The 17,177-nt window shown below is 60.0% G+C and carries 26 protein-coding genes; 18 read left to right on the forward strand and 8 right to left on the reverse strand.

Annotation, left to right across the window (positions count from 1 at the left end; genetic code table 11):
* Window positions 1-134: 134 nt before the first annotated feature.
* From WH265_RS11965 to WH265_RS11995, 7 genes are all read right to left on the reverse strand, one after another.
* The gene (locus WH265_RS11965) at window positions 135-1,220 is read right to left on the reverse strand and encodes a hypothetical protein (protein WP_339558405.1); all 1,086 of its coding nucleotides are present in this window, start codon (window positions 1,218-1,220) and stop codon (window positions 135-137) included.
* Between the two features lie 7 nt (window positions 1,221-1,227).
* Entirely contained in the window at window positions 1,228-2,118 is an 891-nt protein-coding gene (locus WH265_RS11970; RefSeq protein WP_339558406.1) for a lambda exonuclease family protein, read from the reverse strand.
* On the reverse strand, window positions 2,118-2,888 hold the full coding sequence (locus WH265_RS11975) for an ERF family protein (protein WP_339558407.1): 771 nt from the start codon (window positions 2,886-2,888) through the stop codon (window positions 2,118-2,120). Before WH265_RS11975 ends, WH265_RS11970 begins: the two co-directional genes overlap by 1 nt.
* Before the next feature lie 99 nt (window positions 2,889-2,987).
* Window positions 2,988-3,164 (reverse strand): hypothetical protein, encoded by a 177-nt coding sequence (locus tag WH265_RS11980; protein ID WP_339558408.1) that lies wholly within the window; start codon window positions 3,162-3,164, stop codon window positions 2,988-2,990.
* Window positions 3,157-3,300 carry a hypothetical protein gene (locus WH265_RS11985; protein WP_312463515.1) on the reverse strand — a complete coding sequence of 48 codons (144 nt, stop codon included), beginning with the start codon at window positions 3,298-3,300 and terminating at the stop codon, window positions 3,157-3,159. The genes WH265_RS11980 and WH265_RS11985 overlap by 8 nt, the downstream gene beginning before the upstream one ends.
* Window positions 3,301-3,320: 20 nt before the next feature.
* The gene (locus WH265_RS11990; RefSeq protein ID WP_339558409.1) at window positions 3,321-3,566 is read right to left on the reverse strand and encodes a hypothetical protein; all 246 of its coding nucleotides are present in this window, start codon (window positions 3,564-3,566) and stop codon (window positions 3,321-3,323) included.
* Between the two features lie 971 nt (window positions 3,567-4,537).
* On the reverse strand, window positions 4,538-5,254 hold the full coding sequence (locus WH265_RS11995) for a S24 family peptidase (RefSeq protein ID WP_312531347.1): 717 nt from the start codon (window positions 5,252-5,254) through the stop codon (window positions 4,538-4,540).
* A gap of 83 nt (window positions 5,255-5,337) precedes the next feature.
* On the opposite strand from WH265_RS11995, the gene WH265_RS12000 reads away from it, so the two are divergent.
* On the forward strand, window positions 5,338-5,583 hold the full coding sequence (locus WH265_RS12000) for a transcriptional regulator (protein ID WP_339558410.1): 246 nt from the start codon (window positions 5,338-5,340) through the stop codon (window positions 5,581-5,583).
* Complete coding sequence (locus tag WH265_RS12005) at window positions 5,576-5,941, forward strand: hypothetical protein (protein WP_339558411.1); 366 nt, start codon at window positions 5,576-5,578, stop codon at window positions 5,939-5,941. The genes WH265_RS12000 and WH265_RS12005 overlap by 8 nt, the downstream gene beginning before the upstream one ends.
* On the opposite strand, the gene WH265_RS12010 is transcribed toward WH265_RS12005, so the two are convergent.
* Window positions 5,892-6,071 (reverse strand): hypothetical protein, encoded by a 180-nt coding sequence (locus WH265_RS12010; RefSeq protein WP_339558412.1) that lies wholly within the window; start codon window positions 6,069-6,071, stop codon window positions 5,892-5,894. The genes WH265_RS12005 and WH265_RS12010 overlap by 50 nt on opposite strands.
* Window positions 6,072-6,278: 207 nt before the next feature.
* Between WH265_RS12010 and WH265_RS12015 the strand changes: the two genes are divergently transcribed.
* From WH265_RS12015 to WH265_RS12090, 16 genes are all read left to right on the forward strand, one after another.
* A complete protein-coding gene (locus WH265_RS12015) occupies window positions 6,279-6,557 on the forward strand; it encodes a hypothetical protein (protein ID WP_339558413.1) in 279 nt (92 codons plus the stop codon).
* Complete coding sequence (locus WH265_RS12020; protein ID WP_339558414.1) at window positions 6,554-6,853, forward strand: hypothetical protein; 300 nt, start codon at window positions 6,554-6,556, stop codon at window positions 6,851-6,853. Before WH265_RS12015 ends, WH265_RS12020 begins: the two co-directional genes overlap by 4 nt.
* Window positions 6,850-7,731, forward strand: coding sequence for a hypothetical protein (locus WH265_RS12025; RefSeq protein WP_339558415.1), 882 nt, complete (start codon window positions 6,850-6,852; stop codon window positions 7,729-7,731). Before WH265_RS12020 ends, WH265_RS12025 begins: the two co-directional genes overlap by 4 nt.
* Window positions 7,724-8,380 (forward strand): DUF6475 domain-containing protein, encoded by a 657-nt coding sequence (locus WH265_RS12030; protein WP_339558416.1) that lies wholly within the window; start codon window positions 7,724-7,726, stop codon window positions 8,378-8,380. The genes WH265_RS12025 and WH265_RS12030 overlap by 8 nt, the downstream gene beginning before the upstream one ends.
* Window positions 8,377-8,601: a hypothetical protein gene (locus WH265_RS12035; protein WP_339558417.1), complete on the forward strand. Its 225-nt coding sequence runs from the start codon at window positions 8,377-8,379 to the stop codon at window positions 8,599-8,601. Before WH265_RS12030 ends, WH265_RS12035 begins: the two co-directional genes overlap by 4 nt.
* A complete protein-coding gene (locus WH265_RS12040) occupies window positions 8,598-9,098 on the forward strand; it encodes a hypothetical protein (RefSeq protein ID WP_339558418.1) in 501 nt (166 codons plus the stop codon). Before WH265_RS12035 ends, WH265_RS12040 begins: the two co-directional genes overlap by 4 nt.
* A 9-nt stretch (window positions 9,099-9,107) precedes the next feature.
* Entirely contained in the window at window positions 9,108-9,314 is a 207-nt protein-coding gene (locus WH265_RS12045) for a hypothetical protein (protein WP_339558419.1), read from the forward strand.
* Complete coding sequence (locus WH265_RS12050; protein ID WP_339558420.1) at window positions 9,308-9,658, forward strand: endonuclease; 351 nt, start codon at window positions 9,308-9,310, stop codon at window positions 9,656-9,658. The genes WH265_RS12045 and WH265_RS12050 overlap by 7 nt, the downstream gene beginning before the upstream one ends.
* Window positions 9,651-10,154, forward strand: a complete 504-nt coding sequence (locus WH265_RS12055) for a hypothetical protein (protein ID WP_339558421.1) — start codon at window positions 9,651-9,653, stop codon at window positions 10,152-10,154. Before WH265_RS12050 ends, WH265_RS12055 begins: the two co-directional genes overlap by 8 nt.
* On the forward strand, window positions 10,151-10,612 hold the full coding sequence (locus tag WH265_RS12060) for a hypothetical protein (RefSeq protein ID WP_339558422.1): 462 nt from the start codon (window positions 10,151-10,153) through the stop codon (window positions 10,610-10,612). The genes WH265_RS12055 and WH265_RS12060 overlap by 4 nt, the downstream gene beginning before the upstream one ends.
* A gap of 346 nt (window positions 10,613-10,958) precedes the next feature.
* Window positions 10,959-12,134: a hypothetical protein gene (locus tag WH265_RS12065; RefSeq protein ID WP_339558423.1), complete on the forward strand. Its 1,176-nt coding sequence runs from the start codon at window positions 10,959-10,961 to the stop codon at window positions 12,132-12,134.
* Window positions 12,135-12,222: 88 nt separating this feature from the next.
* Window positions 12,223-12,876: a helix-turn-helix domain-containing protein gene (locus tag WH265_RS12070; protein ID WP_339558424.1), complete on the forward strand. Its 654-nt coding sequence runs from the start codon at window positions 12,223-12,225 to the stop codon at window positions 12,874-12,876.
* On the forward strand, window positions 12,869-14,146 hold the full coding sequence (locus WH265_RS12075; protein WP_339558425.1) for a PBSX family phage terminase large subunit: 1,278 nt from the start codon (window positions 12,869-12,871) through the stop codon (window positions 14,144-14,146). The genes WH265_RS12070 and WH265_RS12075 overlap by 8 nt, the downstream gene beginning before the upstream one ends.
* A gap of 90 nt (window positions 14,147-14,236) precedes the next feature.
* Window positions 14,237-14,599, forward strand: coding sequence for a hypothetical protein (locus tag WH265_RS12080; RefSeq protein ID WP_339558426.1), 363 nt, complete (start codon window positions 14,237-14,239; stop codon window positions 14,597-14,599).
* Window positions 14,592-16,931, forward strand: a complete 2,340-nt coding sequence (locus WH265_RS12085; protein ID WP_339558427.1) for a portal protein — start codon at window positions 14,592-14,594, stop codon at window positions 16,929-16,931. Before WH265_RS12080 ends, WH265_RS12085 begins: the two co-directional genes overlap by 8 nt.
* Window positions 16,928-17,170, forward strand: a complete 243-nt coding sequence (locus tag WH265_RS12090; protein WP_339558428.1) for a hypothetical protein — start codon at window positions 16,928-16,930, stop codon at window positions 17,168-17,170. Before WH265_RS12085 ends, WH265_RS12090 begins: the two co-directional genes overlap by 4 nt.
* The last annotated feature ends 7 nt before the right edge of the window (window positions 17,171-17,177 follow it).

Genomic DNA, 17,177 nt, shown 5'->3' on the forward strand with positions numbered 1-17,177 from the left:
CGGGCGGGTGGTCGCTCCCGGGGGGGGGGGTGCTTTATTTGTATTTTTTTTTTTTTCTTTATTTTTTAACTTTTTGGCTACAAAATTCCCCGCGGCCCCCCCCGGGGGGGGCCCCCGGGGAGGTTGGGGGGCAGTCAGGCCGTTACTGACTGTTCAAGGTCCAGGGTGGCCAGGTGTTTGACCATGGCATCGCGGATGGCAGGCAGATCGCAGGCGCGGTACAGCTTGGATGCCTTCTCGGTGGCCACATGGGGGAAGCCCAGCTGCGCCAGGCCGGCGGCGTCGATGCTCAGCGGCGCGATCAAGGTCTTGATCTGGCCCAGGGTGACGCGTGTAGCTGGATCCACTACGGCGGCCGGCGCGCAATCCGTGCTGCTGGCAGGCGCTGCCGGCGCCGCAGCGGCGGCGTGAGCGGCAGATTGCGACATAGCGGCAGGTGCTGGGCGCGCGACGGCGGCGGGCGCCGGCGCAGGTGCCGCCACTGGTGCCGCTTGCGGCGCGGGCGCCATGGCCTCACGCTGGCGGGCCAGCTCGGCGGCTCGTTCGTCCAGCAGGCGCTGCTGCGCGGCCAGCTCTGCCGCCACGCGCTCGTTTTCCACCCGCTGAGCCTCGGCCGCGTCAGCTGTGCGGCGGTCGGCCGCCATCTGCTCCAGGCGGGCGATGGTCGCGGCCTTCTCGCCAGCAGCGCGCTCGGCGAACTCCTCAAACACCGCAGCGCTCACGTCGATGCCGCGCACGTAGGTAATGCCCGCCTCAATGCGCTCCACCGCCAGGCCGCGCGCCTTGTCAGAGTAGCCCGCAATCGTGGCGATGGCATCGGTGTGTTTCTGCAAGCGCGCGGCCTCGGCCTTTTCCTTGGCGGCTTTCTCGTCAGCCAGCTTCTGCTCATGGGCCTTGATCTGCTTGTCGATTGCGACCTCTGCGGGCTCCACGATGGCAATCAGGCGGGTAGCCTCAGTCTCGATCACCGTCTTGCAGTCGTTCAGGTGCCCCTTAGTCTGGTCGCGCAGGCGCTGGATGGCGAAGCGGCCAGACTCGCGCAGCTCCAGGCGCGCATCGCGCGCAGCCTTGGCTCCCTTGGTGGTGGTCATGTCGTAGGCCACGTTGCGGTACTTGGCGGCCAGGACGGTCATGTCCGCCTCCAAGGGCGTGAACAGGGCCAGGGCGGCGTCGTTGATGCTGGGGGTGCCCAGGGCGGTGGTGGTCAATTCGTTGCTCATGGCGTCCTCATGCGGCAAATGGGTCGGCGATCACGGCGTTTCGAGCCTCATGGGCTTCAGCCGGTGTCACGGGGGAAGAAATCACGCTCGTTTTGATGTCGCTGGGCCGCCAGATCATGCTGGTAGTGCTTGTGGGGCGGCGCAGGATATTGAGGTTTGCGTCAACCATGTGAAGAAACTCGACCAGGTCAGATTCAAGCTCTTCAATAGCGTCTTCATCGCGGAAGATCCGTTTGATGAACAGATCCTTGCCTACGGACTCCAGCCAAGGGCAATACACCACCAGATCACACCATTGGCGGCCCGTAATCCAGAGGCCGCCGTTGATCTGGTCGATGTATTCGAGGTGGGCGCTTTCTGGGTTGGCCCATACCTGGCCCAACTTGTCGCATGCCATTGGGCACTTGATTTCGATCAGGCCATCACTGTCCACGGTGCCGTCAGCGCTGTATCCGAAGCGGGAGTCCTCGGTCAAGATAAGGCTGACTTCTTCAACCAACGCCCCGGTCCTGGTTTCATAGATCATGCGGGCCTGGGGCTCAAGTTCGCGCCCTCGTCGCATGGCATAGGTGACGAAGGAATCGTCCAGTGGAGTGCCGCTGATAGTCTCCATGGCGATCAGCCAGGCATACTTCACTGCTTCGGATCCAGGCTCGTCAGTGCGCTCCCCGGCAAGCGCTTTGCTTATGCTTCCCGCGCTTGGCTTGGCCTTGTAGCCCGCCTTGGTGCGCGCTTCGAGTTCGGGCAGACCTGCTTTGAGTGCATCGACATAGGTGCGCTGTTGTTCCGTGAGTCCACCGATGCGCTGCCGAGCATCGGAAAAGCGCGAGGCGGTGCAAACACCCGTCCGTGCACGCAGCCAATCATCGGAGCCTTGGGGGTAGTTGAGGGTGATCATTACTGCAGACCTTTCCGATGTCCGATGATTGCGGTTTTGAGGCGCTCGTACAGATCGCGCCGCTTGAAGTTGGCCAGCACCACCGATCCCTCTTGCCACAATCCTGCGGCCTCGGAATCGCTACAGCCGCTGATCCTTTGCATGTAGCCGTCAAATGCGATCTGTGCTTCAGAGGTGCGGGTATCGGTGTAACCAGCAGCGTTGCCGTCGTCGTCGTCTTCGCCCACCGCCACGTTGAAGATGTCCTTGAGCAGGTAGCGCTTGCCGTAGCTCTTGCCCGAGCCCACGGCGTGCGTGCGGGTCATGACATCGCCGCCCTTGGCGCCCTTGCCATCGGCAGGGATGTCACAGTGGTAGGTGCGGGTGTGGCCGCCGATGTGGGCCACGTAGCAGACCACGCGCACAAAGCCTTCCGCTGCGCCTTCGCCCTCGTCAAAGCTGAGAGAAAAGCCCGAGGCCGTGTACAAGGGGCGCAGGTAACGGTCCAGCTGCGCGTAGCTGGCATACTGGCTGCGCGTCTGCGGGTTCACTGCGTCTGCAGCGATCCGGCCCATCTGCGACTGCGCGCCCACCATGGCTGTGTTGAATTGCTGCTCGGCCTCCTTGGCCGTGATGCGTTCGTGCAGGTCCAGCAGGCGCTCCATCTTGTCCATCTGGATTTCTGGATTCTTCGCCGCGGCGATGATGGCTCGGGTCAGCTTGGCGGCTTCACTGTTGTCCTGCTGCAGGGGCAGGGCAGGGGCTGGGGGGCGGGTGGTGACTTCGTTCATGGCGTTACAGGAATGCGATGTTGGTTTTGGCGATGAGGTGTACGGCCGCGATGGCCGTCACGTTGACCGCGATATAGAGCAGGACCCAGAGGGGGAGCTTCATTGATCGGTTCCTTTCTTGGTGCTCAGCGCCACCTGCTGGGCGGTGTGCACGGCGTCCTGCACATCGGCAGCCGTGGCTTGTTCGACGGCCAGGTCAGTGCCTGGGTCGGAAAAGAAGATCACCGCCAGCAGGGCGGCCAGCATCCAAGCTGTGTGGATTGCGTTTTTACGCATAGCGGCTCCAGATAAATGCGATCAGGACCAGCGCGGCGGCCAGGCCCAGCCAAAAGAAAGGCCGCTTGTGCAGCGGCCTGGTGTAGCGTTCAAACGGGTCAAAGTAGGCGGCGCCCCGGCCCCATGCTTCTTCCATCGTTCGAGGGGTGGAGCGGTTCAGTGGATGACGCACGCGAGATCCTCCTGCAGCTCACCCAGCACGCGGCGTACACGGTGGCCGCCGGCCGGCGTCACGCGGTCCAGCTTGTCCGCTGCTTCGGTGCCAATTTCCTGGTAGGCCTTGATGATTGCCAGCAGCTGGGCATTTTGTTCTTCCAGCCGTTCACGCTCTGGATCAGTAGGTGGATCGTCGGGCAGCATTCCGTCATAGCCGGCCTGAGCGCGGGAGAGTGCATAGGTCATATGAAAGCCCCAAATAAAAAAGCCCGCTGGAGGCGGGCAAGGCGCTGAATGTTCCGAAACAGCGCTCCTTGGACAAAAAAAAGCCACCGGTGAAAGTGGCTTAAGCGCCTGTGGGGTCACAGGCGGGAGGGTCTTGGTTCTTTAACTGGACGATGTCGTTCAATCGTAACAGAGTATTTCTTGGATGAAATCAGAAGCACCGGCATCCGAAGCTTTTGATTTGCCCCTGTCGCAAAGGGCAGTGCGTTTTCACGCTGGGATTTCCTTTTCTCGGCAACCCTGTTTGCCTCACCCCGTACACACCCAGGGACCGGTGCCGCAGCTGCCATCTCGTTCGTTTGTTTCCCCGTATCCACGGTCCTATCTGGTTTCTCACCAGCCTACTAGCCTTAGCTGCGTGATCCTTTCGCCCCCATGCGGGTTCTAGCCCGTCTCTTAGAAGCCCGGGCGATCCCCCCGGGGTCTTCGGGGGCTGGTGATCCTGGCTCCCTTCGCCGCAGTTACTGCGTCGATGGGTGAACTTTAGCAAAAGGCTAAAAGTCATGTCAATAGCTTATAGCTACATTTCTTGAAAATTTGCTATCAAGACGTGAAAAAGCCGCCTTGGAAGGCGGCTGGGACGGCTCAATAGTTTTCGCAATGCTACCGAGGTCTCATTGTTGGCATCTAGGCCTATACTTTAGAAATCATGCAGTTGTTTAGCTTATATATGGTTGTTTTTAATAGGTAAATGAGTGATTTTAATTTTTCTCGTGACCCAAAGACGGAAAGATCTGGCTGAGGATGCTGACAGCTAACCAGGAGGGGACCAAAAAACAAACTCCCGCAATGGCAGCTAACAAGAGATCGCTACGATCGCAAAAAGCACCCGCTTGAACGCAGGAGGCTTCCCCTGAAAAAACGAATGAGAGAACGAGCCAGACTATTCCAGCTACAACGATTCCTCGTTTGGAAAGTGCGATCATTTGTAGTTAGGTCCGCCGGAAACGACGACGATGCTCGGTCATCGTTCCAATGACAACTAGATGATGCTCATCACTTCTTAGGATTGGGTAGTCAGGATTGAGTGGTACAAGCTCGAAAATCTCTTGTCCACTTTCATCGATACCCCGTACCCGATACTTTTTAAAGGTGGCTTCCTGCTTGGTGTTGCGGGCGGCTACGAAATCGCCGGGTCGTGGAATCACGTCCGGGTCGATTCGCACGCGATCTCCGGGTCTGAAATCAGGCAGCATAGAGTCTCCCTCGATTTGCAGGAAGACTGCCCAAGAAGAGGCGTCGTCATCACCGTACTCTATATCGAATCCATCACCTGGGGCATAGGGGTCAGAAATCTCTTTAAGTAGACCAGCCTGTATCAAGGAAATTACAGGATAGCTACGTACGCCCACTGGAACCATCTTCACGTTGCTATCGAATTGTCGTTTCCGATCCTTGTCGGATAACGCTTCATTAGAGTGATCAGTGTCAAGCCAACCGGGGCGCACTCCGGATTTCTCCTCAATGAACCGTGCGGTTTCAGTGCGCATACCGCGTGGCTTGCCTGTAGCGGAGTTGATTGCACCATTTTTCCATTGAGAGACCTGTGATTCGCTTCGCTCCAAGGCGTCAGCAAGATTTTTCAAGCTTCCGAACTGGCGCTCCAGTGCTTGGAGATTTTCACGGCGGATGTCATCAATGCTCTTCATGGCTAGATTAAATAGCATTTGGCTAACAAATTGAATGAGCAAAAAGCTTGAGTGACATTTAGCATAAGGCTACAATGCACTGCATGACCCTATCCGACTACATCAACGCCCAGGGCAGGGGCGCAATTACCGCCCTCGCAAAACAGATCGGCGCACCGACCCCCGACGTGTCACGTTGGGTGTCTGGGGAACGTCCCGTACCAGTCGGGCGCTGTGTAGCCATTGAAGCTGCAACCTCTGGCGTGGTGACGCGGAAGGATTTGAAGCCCAGTGACTGGCCTCGCTTCTGGCCAGAACTTGCCAGCCAAGAGGAGGTGGTCCATGGCTGAGACAAGCCGTCCCAATATGAATGCCGACTTTGCAGTCAATGTCGAAGAGCATGGGATCAGTTTCGGTGCCTTGACAGATGACGAGGTATTGCTCACCCGCCTTCGCTGGCAGGCCTTTGAGGCAGCTCGCCTGCTGAGTGCGGTGCCAAGTGTCCGCCAGCAAATTAAGGATGCGCTGGTGCTTCTGCCAGCCATGCAGCGCTGGGCAGCAAACCCATTGCTGCGCTCACGTTTGGCGTGCGTACTGGTTCGAGCCTGCTCTGATGCTGAGTCTGCGCACCAAGCAATCGAGCTTGCTGAGCAAATTTTCAGTTTTTTGTCTGGCGAATCTGATCGACCTGCTGCTGGAGGTCGTTGATGGCTGCTTCTACCGCGTTCATGTATTGGGCCAGTCGCTCCCGAAGAAAGTGGTTGGCTTGTCCGGTCAGCTGTTGGTTGATGAGTGCATCGAGCTCCAACCTTGCTTGCGGAATCGTCAGTTTTTTCATGTCTGCCCCTCCTGGGGATGGTCGTTGTGGAACTTCCATTCTGCCCCAGGAGGTGGTGGGCACCCGCCTTCATAAACCGCCGCATTGACGGCGCATTCGACGTGAGAGCGCTCTACGGGCAGCGCTGCTTGCGGACACGTTCTCACCAACAAATTCAAACCGATACGCGGGCCGAGCTACGCCCGCGCTGTCCACAAGGATCACGCTATGACAGACGATTTCACCCCGATCCCATTCTCTCGCTCCCTCATTGGCGGCAAGAAAACTGAGAAGTTGGAGTCTCGGATTTCCGACGAGCTCAAGGAGCTTGCGCGCCGCAAATGGATGGACGAGGGATTCCAGTCCGAGTCCGAGTACCTCGAATTCGTCGTCGCTGTTGATGTGTGTGGTGTTGACCATGTACGCAGTCTGATCCAGCAACGCTACGGCCGGGTCTTCTCTTTGTCTGACAAGCGCCAGACCGGTGAGGGGAGCGGCCAACAATGATCGAAACTCCGTACCAAATACACAGCGACACATCCCGCTCAGCGGCCGAGGCCATCGCTGATGGCGCGCACACCTTCAAGGCCAAGGTGCTGGACGCCATCCAGAAGGCAGGCGTGCACGGCATGACTGACGAAGAGTGCGCCCACAAGCTAATGATCGGGCCGAACACCCAGCGCCCGCGCCGCGTGAAGCTGGTGGAAGAAAAGCTGGTGGTGGACAGCGGCCAACGCCGCAAGACCCTGGGCGGACGCAATGCGATCGTGTGGGTGTCGGCGCAGATCAAGGGGAACGCATGAGCACCCCTTTGCCATGGTTCCGTGCCTACACGGAAATGATTGATGACGAAAAGCTGCGTCTGCTGGCCTTTGAGGACCGCTGGCACTTCATGGCTCTGCTGTGCCTCAAGGGGCAGGGCGTGCTGGACGACGCCGGTCCGCTGCTGCTGCGCAAGGTGGCCGTAAAGATGGGCATCGACACCCGTACGCTCGAAGAGGTGGCGCGCCGCCTGGCCGAGGTCGGTTTGGTCGAGCGCGAGACGCTGCAGCCGCTGAACTGGAACGCCCGCCAGATGCGCAGCGACACAGACCCCACCGCTGCCGAGCGCAAGCGCCGCCAACGGGCCAAAGCTAAGACTGGTGCGGCTTCCGAAGGCGTCACGGACAAGTCACGCGTGACCGGTCACGATGTCACGCGTACAGATATAGATACAGATATAGATAAAGAAAAAGAAGAAGTAGTTAAAGAACTAGCAGATGTTGGTGGTGGTCCTGCTGCCGCTGACCCTCCGCCTGCAGCTCCGGCAAAAACGCCAAAGACCGCTACCGCTACCCGCTTGCCTGATGACTGGACCCTGCTCAAGGCCTGGGGCGACTGGGCACTGCAGGCACGGCCCGACATGACGCCTGAGGACGTGCGCCGGGAGGCTGATTGCTTCGCTGACTTCTGGCGCGCAAAGGCTGGTGCCGATGCCAAAAAACTGGACTGGGCAGCCACCTGGCGCAACTGGATCCGCCGCTGCGATGGACCTAAGCCCAGCTTCCGAGGCGCGGCCCACGGCCCCGCTACATCCCTGAACAAGCAAGAAGCGCTGGAGGCACGTAACCGCGCTGTCGGCCAGTCGTGGGTCGACAAGATGCGCGGTGGCCGGTCTATGGGAGGTGCTGCAAATGCGTGATTCCGAACTGGAGGGCTTCCGCGACCTCCTCACCGACGTGATGGCCTACTACGGCAAGGACTGCAGCGAGTTCATGCTCACCGTCTGGTGGGAGGCGCTGCATACCTTCGAGATGGCGCAGGTCAGCTCTTCGCTGCGCCGGCATGCGACGGATCCAGATCGCGGCCGGTTCGCGCCCCGAGTGGCCGACATCATCAAGGTCCTGCAGGGCACCACGACAGATCGCGCTGCGCTGGCCTGGGGCAAGGTGCTGGGCGCAATGTCTTCGATCGGCGCATACACCGACGTGGTGTTTGACGACCCTGCGATCCATGCCGCCATCGAGGACCTGGGCGGCTGGCCCAAGGTGTGCCGCACCGAGACGGCCGAGCTGTCCTACCTGCAGCACCGTTTCCAGGAAGCACACCGCGCATACACCGAGCGCGGCCAGTTTGAGTACATGCGCCGTCTGCCGGGCGACCGCTCGCCAGACCATGAGTACACCAGCCATGGGCTGAAGCTCCCTCGTCCTGCGCTGGTAGGGGTCCGTGAGAAGGCCATCGCAGTGCTGCAGCACGGCAATGCCGGCGGCAAGACCCTGATTTCTTCGCTGCCAGCGCATGCCATGCACTTGCTGGCCAACGCTTCCGGACAGGAGCTGCAGGCATGAAGACGATTCCCCCCCGCCAGCTGGAGGTGCTGACCTTCATGCGCGCCTTTTTTAAGGACAACGACCAGACCCCGCCGATGTCGGTGATTGCCCGGCACTTTGGCTTTCGCTCGCCCAACGCGGCGCAGTACCACGTCGACTGGCTGCTGCGCCATGGCTACCTGGAGCGCAACAGCCAGGGCAACCTGAAATTTTCCCGAGACAGGACAACCCAGCCATGACAACAGAAATCACCCTCAAAGAGATCCACGACCGCTGTGACGAAATTGGCACCTGCTGGATCTGGCGCGACGCTACCAGCAAAGGCGGCTATCCCATCATCAAGCGCGGCGGCCCGTGCCTGTATGTCCGCCGCGTGGTGGCGGAGCTGAGCGGAAATCCGCCGGCGCCCCGTCAACCCGTCATCACCACCTGCAACGACAAGTTGTGCTGCAACCCGCTGCACGTCGAATGCTCGACCACGGCGAAGGTAGGCCAGGCCGCTGCCAAGCGTCGCGCGTTTTCTTCGCTGTCGCGCCGCATGAAGGTGGCCGCCGCCAAGCGAGCCAGCCCATCGGCCAAGCTGACCATGGAAAAGGCCAGGGAGATCCGTCTGTCCACCAAGACAGGCAAGGAGCTGGCCAAGGAATACGGCGTGCACCTGAGCGTTATCAAGGGTGTCCGTCAAAACCGGATGTGGGTGGACTTCAGCAGCCCTTTCGCGGGACTAATGCGATGAACCAGAAAAATGACCGAATTCCAAAGGACACGCGATTGGCTGGTGACGCTGGCCATGACTCCGGGATGGTGGCACTACAGCAGGGAGCAGGCCGCCCAGCTGGAGAACGACGTGCAAGCGGCCGGGGCCTGGGCGGGGATGCGGGAGGCAGTGCGGGCCCAGCTCAAGGCCAAGGGGTTCCGGCCGCAGCCGGCGGAGCTGGAGCCGATGTGGTGATCGTCCGGGTCACGCTGCCCTGGCCGCCCAAAGACCTGAGCCCAAATGCGCGGGTTCACTGGTCCCGCCTGGCCAAGGCCAAGAAGGCCTACCGCGCGGCGTGCGCGCTGCAGGCGCAGGTTCAAGGCGTTCACCGTCTGGCTGTCGCCAAGCTGCATGTGCACCTCACGTTCTACCCGCCCACGCGCCGCGCCTTCGACCTGGACAACGCCCTTGCGCGCATGAAGTCCGGCCTCGATGGGCTGGCCGATGTGCTGGGAGTGGATGACAAGCATTGGAGCTTCGGCATTGAGCGTGCCGGGGAAATCGGCGGGATGGTGAAAGTGGAGGTGCGACATGGCTGAGCTTCTTTTTAGGACCGAGTGGCACAACGCCGAGCAGGGAAGGGCGAATTGCAAAGGCGCGTTTCTTCCATGGGTTGGGCAGCAGCTGGCGGCCGGGCGCGCGCTTGTGATCGAGGCAAGTCTTTGGGAGGACGCCAAGACTGACCGCCAGCGCAAGTACTACCACGGCGTGGTGCTCAAGACCATTGCGCAGCAGGCCAGAAATACCCTGGGCCAGGCCTACGACCTCAAAACTTGGAAGGAGTATTTCCGCAACGAATATCTGGGGCACAAGACCGTCACCACGGTTAACCCGCTCACCGGCCGCAAGTCTCGCCGCCGCCAGCGCGTCAGCACCGAAGACCTGGGCATCCGGGGCTACAGCAAGTTGATCGATCGCGTGCAGGCCTTCGCGGCCACTGAGTTGAAGGTGACCTTTCCGGCTACTTACGATCAATGGGAGGCGGCAATTGCTCGCGGCGATGTGGATCCGGATACAGGGGAGATTCTCGGATGAAGCGCAGCGGATTCAGGCAAACCGCCTGGGCCCCTGCGCCCAAGACCGTGCACCAGCCTCTGGCCAGCGCCCCAAACTATGCGAGCGCGGCCGGCGCCACGGTGCCACCGATCAAAAAGGGCGAGCATCTGCGCAATGAGGACTACCGCCGTGCCGTGGCAAGCCTGCCATGCTGCGCGTGCGGCATCGTGGGGTTCAGCCAGGCCGCACACGCCAATCACGGCAAGGGCGCAGGCCTGAAAACCGACGATCGCACCTGCTTTGCGCTGTGCTGCGACCGGCCAGGCGTGAAGGGGTGCCACCCGAAGTTCGACCAATACGAGCTGTACCCCAAGGCAGCCGCTGCTCTGGTGGCCGAGGCCTGGGGCGCGGACACAAGCCGCAAGATCCAGATGATGGGTCTATGGCCAAAGGATCTGCCAAAACTGCAGGAGGTGGCTGATGTGCTTGAACGGTGACGGTATCAGCTGGATGGCTGGGCAGTTGGGGTCGAGGGCCGAGCCCCCCAAGAGCCGCGCGCACAACCCCCGGCCGCCGGGCGTGATCCGGCCAGGTAGCGGGACCGATGTGCTTCTGCGCTTCCTGCGGGCCAGCCCCCATCGCAGCTTCTACCATTCCGAGCTGGTCCTAGCTCTGGGCCGCTCCAAGGGGGAAGTGGATTGGGCGTTGGTGTATCTAAAGGAGAGTCGGCTGATCGTTGCAGTTGAGGTTGAGTTGCCGGGTCGCAAGCCGGTGAAGCGGTACCAAATTTCTGACCAAAAGTAGTGCAAAATGTTTCAATTAGTATTTTGAAACTTACAAGTCATGAGTGTGCAAATTTCGTCCATCGAGCCAAGTGTTTTGCATAAGAAGGTGAGTGATGTAGGCGCCAGTGCAGGCGGGTTGAATCTGGTATTGGCCATTGAAAAGAATGATTCTATTCAAGATTTTTCATATAAATACCAAGAGCTACGTAATTTGATTTCTGGTTTTGAATCCATCAATTCTATATCAACCTTGAATCATAATGCTTTGGTGATGGCGGATAATATTGCTGATCTTGGACTTGAAATGGCAACAATTCTAAGTAGGTCACAGCTTTTTAGCGGCCCAAGATTCAAGGAAATCGCATCCCTTGCTGAATTATCCAATGACTTAAAAAGCTACTGCGGTAGTGGCGCAAGACTTCCAAATTCAGCTGGTTATAGGATTAGAAATGGGTTTATAGCTAGCGAAGGTAACGAGGGTGACGACGAATCTCGATTAGCAAGATTGAGAGCACAAATCGAAGATATGGACCGCTCGTTCATTGCTATGGATGCAAGGCTAAAAGCGATGAGCGAAAGTTCCGATAGAGCTGTGGCGCGGATAGAGGAATTGACAGGGCAGCAAGCGGATGCTATGCGGGCTGCTCTCACGCGAGAAGTTTCGAAACTCCAAGAGGAATTCAACAACACTAACGATGCGCTAAAAAAGCGGTTAGAGGAATTTGATGGTTATAAAGATCAAGCTATTGAGCTAGTAGGGCAGTTGGCATCTGAAGTGTTATCCAAAGGGCATATTGGTAGCGCGCAGACGGAAGAGAAGTCGGCAGATCGACATCGAATAGCTGCAATGGTATCGATGGCGGCGGCAATAATTATAATTGGATTAATGTTTTATTTCTATAGAAACCAGCCATTTACATGGGAGAGTTCTGCGAACAAGGTGCTTATCGCTTTATTGTTCGCAGTGCCAACAGCTTTTTTAGCTAGAGAATCCGCCAAACATCGGGCTCAAGCGATTGAATTGCGGCGAACCTCATTAGATTTCGCAGCTCTAGATCCATTCCTAAAAGGCCTCGAAGGGGAAGAAGGGCTGAAGGTCCGCGCTGAACTTGCGCGTCGGGCTTTTTTCGCTGGTAGCCCCGCAGATTCATCTTCTTCTTATGGAGTGGATCTGCAGCCAGTGCTGGTGAAGCTTGTAGACACATTGGCAGATGTTGCAAAGAAAAAGACTTGATAGTTTGGTCAGAAGTTGAGGACATGAAGCCTGGGAATTTTGCCCAGGCTTTTTTTTGAGTTCGTGCCAAGCATGCCACTCTCAGTTCATGAAGAATACGCATGCAACGCAGGAAAAACCGGATTGGGAGCGCATCGAGCTGGACTATCGAGCTGGGATCAAGAGCCTGCGCGAGATAGCGGATGGGTCAGGGGTGAGCCACGTCACCATCAGCAAGCACGCCAAGAGGAATGGCTGGGTGCGCGACTTGTCCGCCAAGATTCAGGCCAAAGCGGATGATCTGGTTAACAGGGCATCGGTTAACAAGCCTGTTAACAGTGCGAGCGCTGTTTCTGAGCGTGAGATGGTGGACGGTGTGGCGAAGGAGCGCGCATCAGTGCAACTGGCTCACCGCAAGGACATCGGCCGGGCGCGGAAGTTGACGAATGCACTGCTCGATGAGCTGGAAGGCCAGACCGACCCTGCGACCTTGGAGCTGCTGGATCAACTGGGCGAGCTGCTGTACAAGCCAGACGACAAAGGCCGCGACAAGCTGAACGACCTGTACCAGGCGGTTATCTCCCTGCCTGAGCGGTCCAAGACCATGAAGGTTCTGGCCGAGAGCCTGGCCAAGCTGGTGGACCTGGAGCGCACGGCGTTCGGCATGGATTCAAAGGAGCTGGTCGGCGTGGCTGCCCGGGCCGGCGCGCGCATCGCCGTCGAGTTCGTCAAGCCTGGACCGGTGGAAGATGACGATGATTGAGCCGCCACACGCCCGGCTGCAGCTGCCGGAGAAGATGGCTGACATCTGGCTGCCGTGCCGCTACAAGGTGATGTACGGCGGCCGGGGTGGCGGTAAGTCCTGGTCGGTGGCCTCGGTGCTGCTGGTGATGGCGGCCGAGAAGCCGCTGCGCATCCTTTGCGCCCGCGAAATTCAGAAGTCCATGCGCGACTCGGTGCACCGGCTGTTGAAGGATGCCATTGTGCGGCTGGGCCTGGAATCGTTCTTTGAGGTGCTGGACACAGAGATCCGGGGCGCCAATGGCTCCCTGTTCCTGTTCGGCGGCCTGCAGAGCCACACCGTGGACTCGATCAAGTCCTTTGAAGGTGTGGACATCGTCTGGGTGGAAGAAGCGCACAGCGTAAGTAAGAAGTCCTGGGACGTGCTCACTCCCACCATCCGGAAGGAGGGCAGCGAGATCTGGCTGACCCTCAATCCGGACATGGAGACGGACGAGACATACAGCCGCTTCATCAAGACCAAGCGCGATGATGTCTGGCTGTGCGAGATCAACTGGCGGGATAACCCGTGGTTTCCCCATGTGCTGGACCTGGAGCGCCGCCAGTGCAAGCTGCTCGACCCCGACAACTACTCGAATATCTGGGGCGGGAAGCCCAAGCGGACTGCGGCCGGCGCGATCTACGCCAAGGAGATCGAAAAGCTCTACCAGCAGGGCCGCGTGTGCCGCGTCAGCTACGACCCGCGCTTGCCCGTGCATACCGTGTGGGACTTGGGCTGGGCCGACTACATGGCCATCTTGCTCATTCAGCGCACGCACATGGACTTCCGCTGCATCGCCTACTACCAAGACAGCCATCGCACGGTCGAGGACTATGTGATCCAGCTGGAGAACGAGTGGGATGTGATCTGGGGTACCGACTTCCTTCCGCACGACGCGCGCACCGGTGACCACAAGAGCGGCACGACCGTGGAGGGCATCATGCAGGACATGGGCCGCACATCGCATGTGCTGCCGGTGTCTGGCATCGAGGCAGGCATACGCCTGGCGCGATCGCTCTTCCCCAAGGCCTACATCGATGAGGAAGAGTGCGATGTGTTCCTGGACTGCATGAAGCGCTACAAACGGATGATCGACCCGCGCACCGGTGAGCCAGGCGCGCCGCTGCACGATGACGCCAGCCACGGCGCCGACGTGTGGCGCTATGCCGGGCAGGCCGTGCCGCTGATGGACAACGGCGTCACCACCAGCGCAAAAGCACTGCGCCGGCGCGGCGGTGCAATGGCTCGATAGCGTGCCAAGCCTGCCACTGTGGCGGGCATGCCTGCATGTATCGACCTGCGCAAAGCGCACATTCACCGCCAGCACGGGGACTTGCTCGCCGTGTACACCTGGATCAACGCCGAGCGGGCGCTGGTCCTGATCCCTGCTTACCGCTCGAAGTCGCCGTGGTACGTGCTCATGGAGAGCGCGGCCTACAAGTACGACGACCCCAAGTACCTGGCCAGCCAGTGCAAGGTCGCCTGCGATGTCCTGGGCATCGAGCCCAGCCGGGCAAACTGGGTTCGAGTAGCCACCATCCTGAACGAAGGCCTGCCCGATCTGTACCGCATGCCGTCTGAGCCTGTCTGGAGCAAGCCAGAGTCCGGGCGCGAGTTCGGTGAGCTGATCGTCAAGCAGGACGGAAAGGAAGTGGCCCGGGAAGCTCTGACCGTGCCGGAAGACAAGGGGGCGGAATATGCCTGACTTTGAATTCCGCCCTAACCGCGCCTATGCGCCTGGTGAGAACGTCGTCAACGTGGACGAGGGCGCCACAGAAGAGGGCAGCGAGCAGCCGGCACACGTCCTGGACCGCCCCGAGGCCCGCAAGTGGCACCAGAAGCTTATGGGCTGGTACTACCGTGAGCGCGAGATTCAGGCCGAGAACCGCATGCAGATGGCGGTGGACCACGATTTCTACGACGGGGACCAGTGGGACTTCGCCGACGCGGCCGAGCTGGAGGAGCGCGGCCAGGCCCCGCTGGTGTTCAATGAGGTGGCCCCCATGGTGGACTGGCTCATTGGCACCGAGCGCCGGGCACGCGTGGACTGGAAGGTGCTGCCGCGCACCGAAGACGACGTGGAGATGGCCGATGTGAAAACAAAGGTCCTGAAGTACGTCACGGACCTGAACCGCAGCCAGTACAACCGCTCCCGCGCATTCGAGGATGCTGTCAAGGTGGGCATCGGCTGGGTGGACTCTGGCGTGCGCAACGACCCCACCAAGGATGTGATCTACGACAAGTACGAGGACTGGCGCAACGTCATCCACGACTCGTTCTCGCTGGAGCCCGACCTTTCCGATGGACGATATATCTTCCGCTCCCGCTGGACGGATGAAGATGTAGCCATGGCCATGTACCCGGAGCGGGCAGACATCCTGCAGCGCGCCTCGATGCACGATGACCAGTACAGCGCCACGCAGTGGACTGAGGACGAGTTTTACTACCAGGGCGAGGTGAAAGGCTCGCACACCAGCGATACCACGGGCAGATTCCTGTCCTCGGGCCGGGGCAACCTGGGCGGTGAGCCGCGCAAGCGTGTCCGCCTGATCGAGGCGCAATTCCGCATGCCGGTATCGGCGCGCGTGGTATCCAGCGGCCCATTCAAGGGCTCCTTTATCGAAGAGTGGGACAAAGCCCTGAATGCGGTGGTGATGGCCTTTGGCGGCTCGATCACTGACTGCGTGGTGATGCGCATGCATGTGGCCGTCATGACCGAAGAGCGCCTGCTGGCCATGGGCCCTATGCCCATGCGCCACAACACCTTCACCCTGACACCAATCTGGTGCTACCGGCGCGGCCGGGACCGCATGCCCTATGGCGTGGTGCGCCGTGTGCGTGATCTGCAGATGGACCTGAACAAGCGCGCCAGCAAGGCGCTGTTCACGCTGAGCACCAACCAGATCATTGCCGAAGAGGGCGCGGTGGCGGACATCAACGAGACGCGCGAGGAGGCGAATATGCCCGATGGCGTGATCATCGTGAAGCCAAACAAGAAGCTGGAGCTGCACCGCGACAGTGAGCTGGCTGCCGGCCAGGTGCAGATGATGACCCTGGACGCGCAGGCCATCCAGAAGAATGCCGGCATCTCTAACGAGAACCTGGGCCGCCAGACCAATGCCAGCAGCGGCGAGGCCATCAAGGCCCGGCAGATGCAGGGTAGCGTGGTGACCACCCAGCCATTCGACAACCTGCGCTTTGCCGTGCAGGTGCAGGGCGAAAAGCTCCTCTCCCTGGTGGAGCAGTGGTACACGGAAGAAAAGGTCATCCGCCTGACGGGGCACCGTGGCGCCTTGGAATGGGTGAAGGTCAACCAGCCCGAGCAGCAGCCTGATGGCTCGGTGCGCTACCTGAACGACATCACCGCCAGCCTGGCCGATTTCGTGGTGTCTGAGCAGGACTACTCGGGCACTCTGCGCCAGGTGATGTTCGATGCGCTGAACCAGATGGCCGGCCGCATGCCACCAGATGCGGCCATGCGCCTGCTGACCATCGCCATGGAGTACAGCGACCTGCCCAACAACGACGCGATCGCGGACGAGCTACGCAAGCTGACGGGCGAGCGCGACCCCAATAAGCCGCTGACGCCCGAAGAGCAGCAGCAAATGCAGGAGCAGATGCAGGCCCAGGCCGAAGCCCTGCAGCTGCAGCAGCAGCAGGCGCGCGCGGCGCTGGAGGAGCAGGTGGCCAAGGTGCGCGAGGTCAATGCCCGCGCCCAGAAGCTGGAAGCCGAGGCCGAGCAGCTGCGCACGGGCGGCGGCAATGCCGAGCTGGCCCAGCAGATGGAGGGTGTGGCCGCCACTGTGAAGCGCGATGCCGACCTGGAGCTGGGCCAAGTGCAAAAGCAGCTGGCCAAGGCACAGGCTGACCTGGCCAACAAGACCCTGCAGATCAAGAGCGACGGCGATGTGCGGCTACAGGTAGCCCGCATCGAGGCGGATTCGCGCGAGCGTGTAGCCGAGATCCAGGCCGCCAGCCGTCAGCGCATGGACGGAATGAACAAACAACTGAGCCAATTCGAGGTAACACCCAAATGAGCAATGCAGTGGAAACAGGGGCGATTGCCTCGGGCAAAGCAGCCGCATACGGCGGCGCGGTCGGGGCTGTGGTCAGCGGCCTGACCATCTCTGAGTGGGGAGTGATCGGCGGTCTGATCATCGGTGTCATGGGCTGGTTCTGCACACAGTATTGGTCCTGGCGCAAGACCAAGCGCGAAGAGCGCGAAATGGAGATCCGGATGGCCCACGAATTCGGCACGGAATGGGACAAGGTATGACCGTACC

Origin of the sequence: Comamonas sp. MYb396, from assembly GCF_037479555.1 — a bacterium.
Lineage (GTDB): Bacteria > Pseudomonadota > Gammaproteobacteria > Burkholderiales > Burkholderiaceae_C > Comamonas.

Excerpts from the sequence above, each read along its gene's own strand:
- WH265_RS11980 (WP_339558408.1), bottom strand. The coding sequence starts at position 3,164 with ATGCGTAAAAACGCAATCCACACAGCTTGGATGCTGGCCGCCCTGCTG.
- WH265_RS12065 (WP_339558423.1), top strand. The coding sequence starts at position 10,959 with ATGAGTGTGCAAATTTCGTCCATCGAGCCAAGTGTTTTGCATAAGAAG.
- WH265_RS12040 (WP_339558418.1), top strand. The coding sequence starts at position 8,598 with ATGACAACAGAAATCACCCTCAAAGAGATCCACGACCGCTGTGACGAA.
- WH265_RS12070 (WP_339558424.1), top strand. The coding sequence starts at position 12,223 with ATGAAGAATACGCATGCAACGCAGGAAAAACCGGATTGGGAGCGCATC.
- WH265_RS12030 (WP_339558416.1), top strand. The coding sequence starts at position 7,724 with ATGCGTGATTCCGAACTGGAGGGCTTCCGCGACCTCCTCACCGACGTG.
- WH265_RS12035 (WP_339558417.1), top strand. The coding sequence starts at position 8,377 with ATGAAGACGATTCCCCCCCGCCAGCTGGAGGTGCTGACCTTCATGCGC.
- WH265_RS12090 (WP_339558428.1), top strand. The coding sequence starts at position 16,928 with ATGAGCAATGCAGTGGAAACAGGGGCGATTGCCTCGGGCAAAGCAGCC.
- WH265_RS11995 (WP_312531347.1), bottom strand. The coding sequence starts at position 5,254 with ATGAAGAGCATTGATGACATCCGCCGTGAAAATCTCCAAGCACTGGAG.
- WH265_RS11970 (WP_339558406.1), bottom strand. The coding sequence starts at position 2,118 with ATGATCACCCTCAACTACCCCCAAGGCTCCGATGATTGGCTGCGTGCA.
- WH265_RS11965 (WP_339558405.1), bottom strand. The coding sequence starts at position 1,220 with ATGAGCAACGAATTGACCACCACCGCCCTGGGCACCCCCAGCATCAAC.
- WH265_RS12085 (WP_339558427.1), top strand. The coding sequence starts at position 14,592 with ATGCCTGACTTTGAATTCCGCCCTAACCGCGCCTATGCGCCTGGTGAG.
- WH265_RS11975 (WP_339558407.1), bottom strand. The coding sequence starts at position 2,888 with ATGAACGAAGTCACCACCCGCCCCCCAGCCCCTGCCCTGCCCCTGCAG.
- WH265_RS11985 (WP_312463515.1), bottom strand. The coding sequence starts at position 3,300 with ATGGAAGAAGCATGGGGCCGGGGCGCCGCCTACTTTGACCCGTTTGAA.
- WH265_RS12015 (WP_339558413.1), top strand. The coding sequence starts at position 6,279 with ATGACAGACGATTTCACCCCGATCCCATTCTCTCGCTCCCTCATTGGC.
- WH265_RS12000 (WP_339558410.1), top strand. The coding sequence starts at position 5,338 with ATGACCCTATCCGACTACATCAACGCCCAGGGCAGGGGCGCAATTACC.
- WH265_RS12020 (WP_339558414.1), top strand. The coding sequence starts at position 6,554 with ATGATCGAAACTCCGTACCAAATACACAGCGACACATCCCGCTCAGCG.
- WH265_RS12005 (WP_339558411.1), top strand. The coding sequence starts at position 5,576 with ATGGCTGAGACAAGCCGTCCCAATATGAATGCCGACTTTGCAGTCAAT.
- WH265_RS11990 (WP_339558409.1), bottom strand. The coding sequence starts at position 3,566 with ATGACCTATGCACTCTCCCGCGCTCAGGCCGGCTATGACGGAATGCTG.
- WH265_RS12010 (WP_339558412.1), bottom strand. The coding sequence starts at position 6,071 with ATGAAAAAACTGACGATTCCGCAAGCAAGGTTGGAGCTCGATGCACTC.
- WH265_RS12075 (WP_339558425.1), top strand. The coding sequence starts at position 12,869 with ATGATTGAGCCGCCACACGCCCGGCTGCAGCTGCCGGAGAAGATGGCT.
- WH265_RS12025 (WP_339558415.1), top strand. The coding sequence starts at position 6,850 with ATGAGCACCCCTTTGCCATGGTTCCGTGCCTACACGGAAATGATTGAT.
- WH265_RS12055 (WP_339558421.1), top strand. The coding sequence starts at position 9,651 with ATGGCTGAGCTTCTTTTTAGGACCGAGTGGCACAACGCCGAGCAGGGA.
- WH265_RS12060 (WP_339558422.1), top strand. The coding sequence starts at position 10,151 with ATGAAGCGCAGCGGATTCAGGCAAACCGCCTGGGCCCCTGCGCCCAAG.
- WH265_RS12045 (WP_339558419.1), top strand. The coding sequence starts at position 9,108 with ATGACCGAATTCCAAAGGACACGCGATTGGCTGGTGACGCTGGCCATG.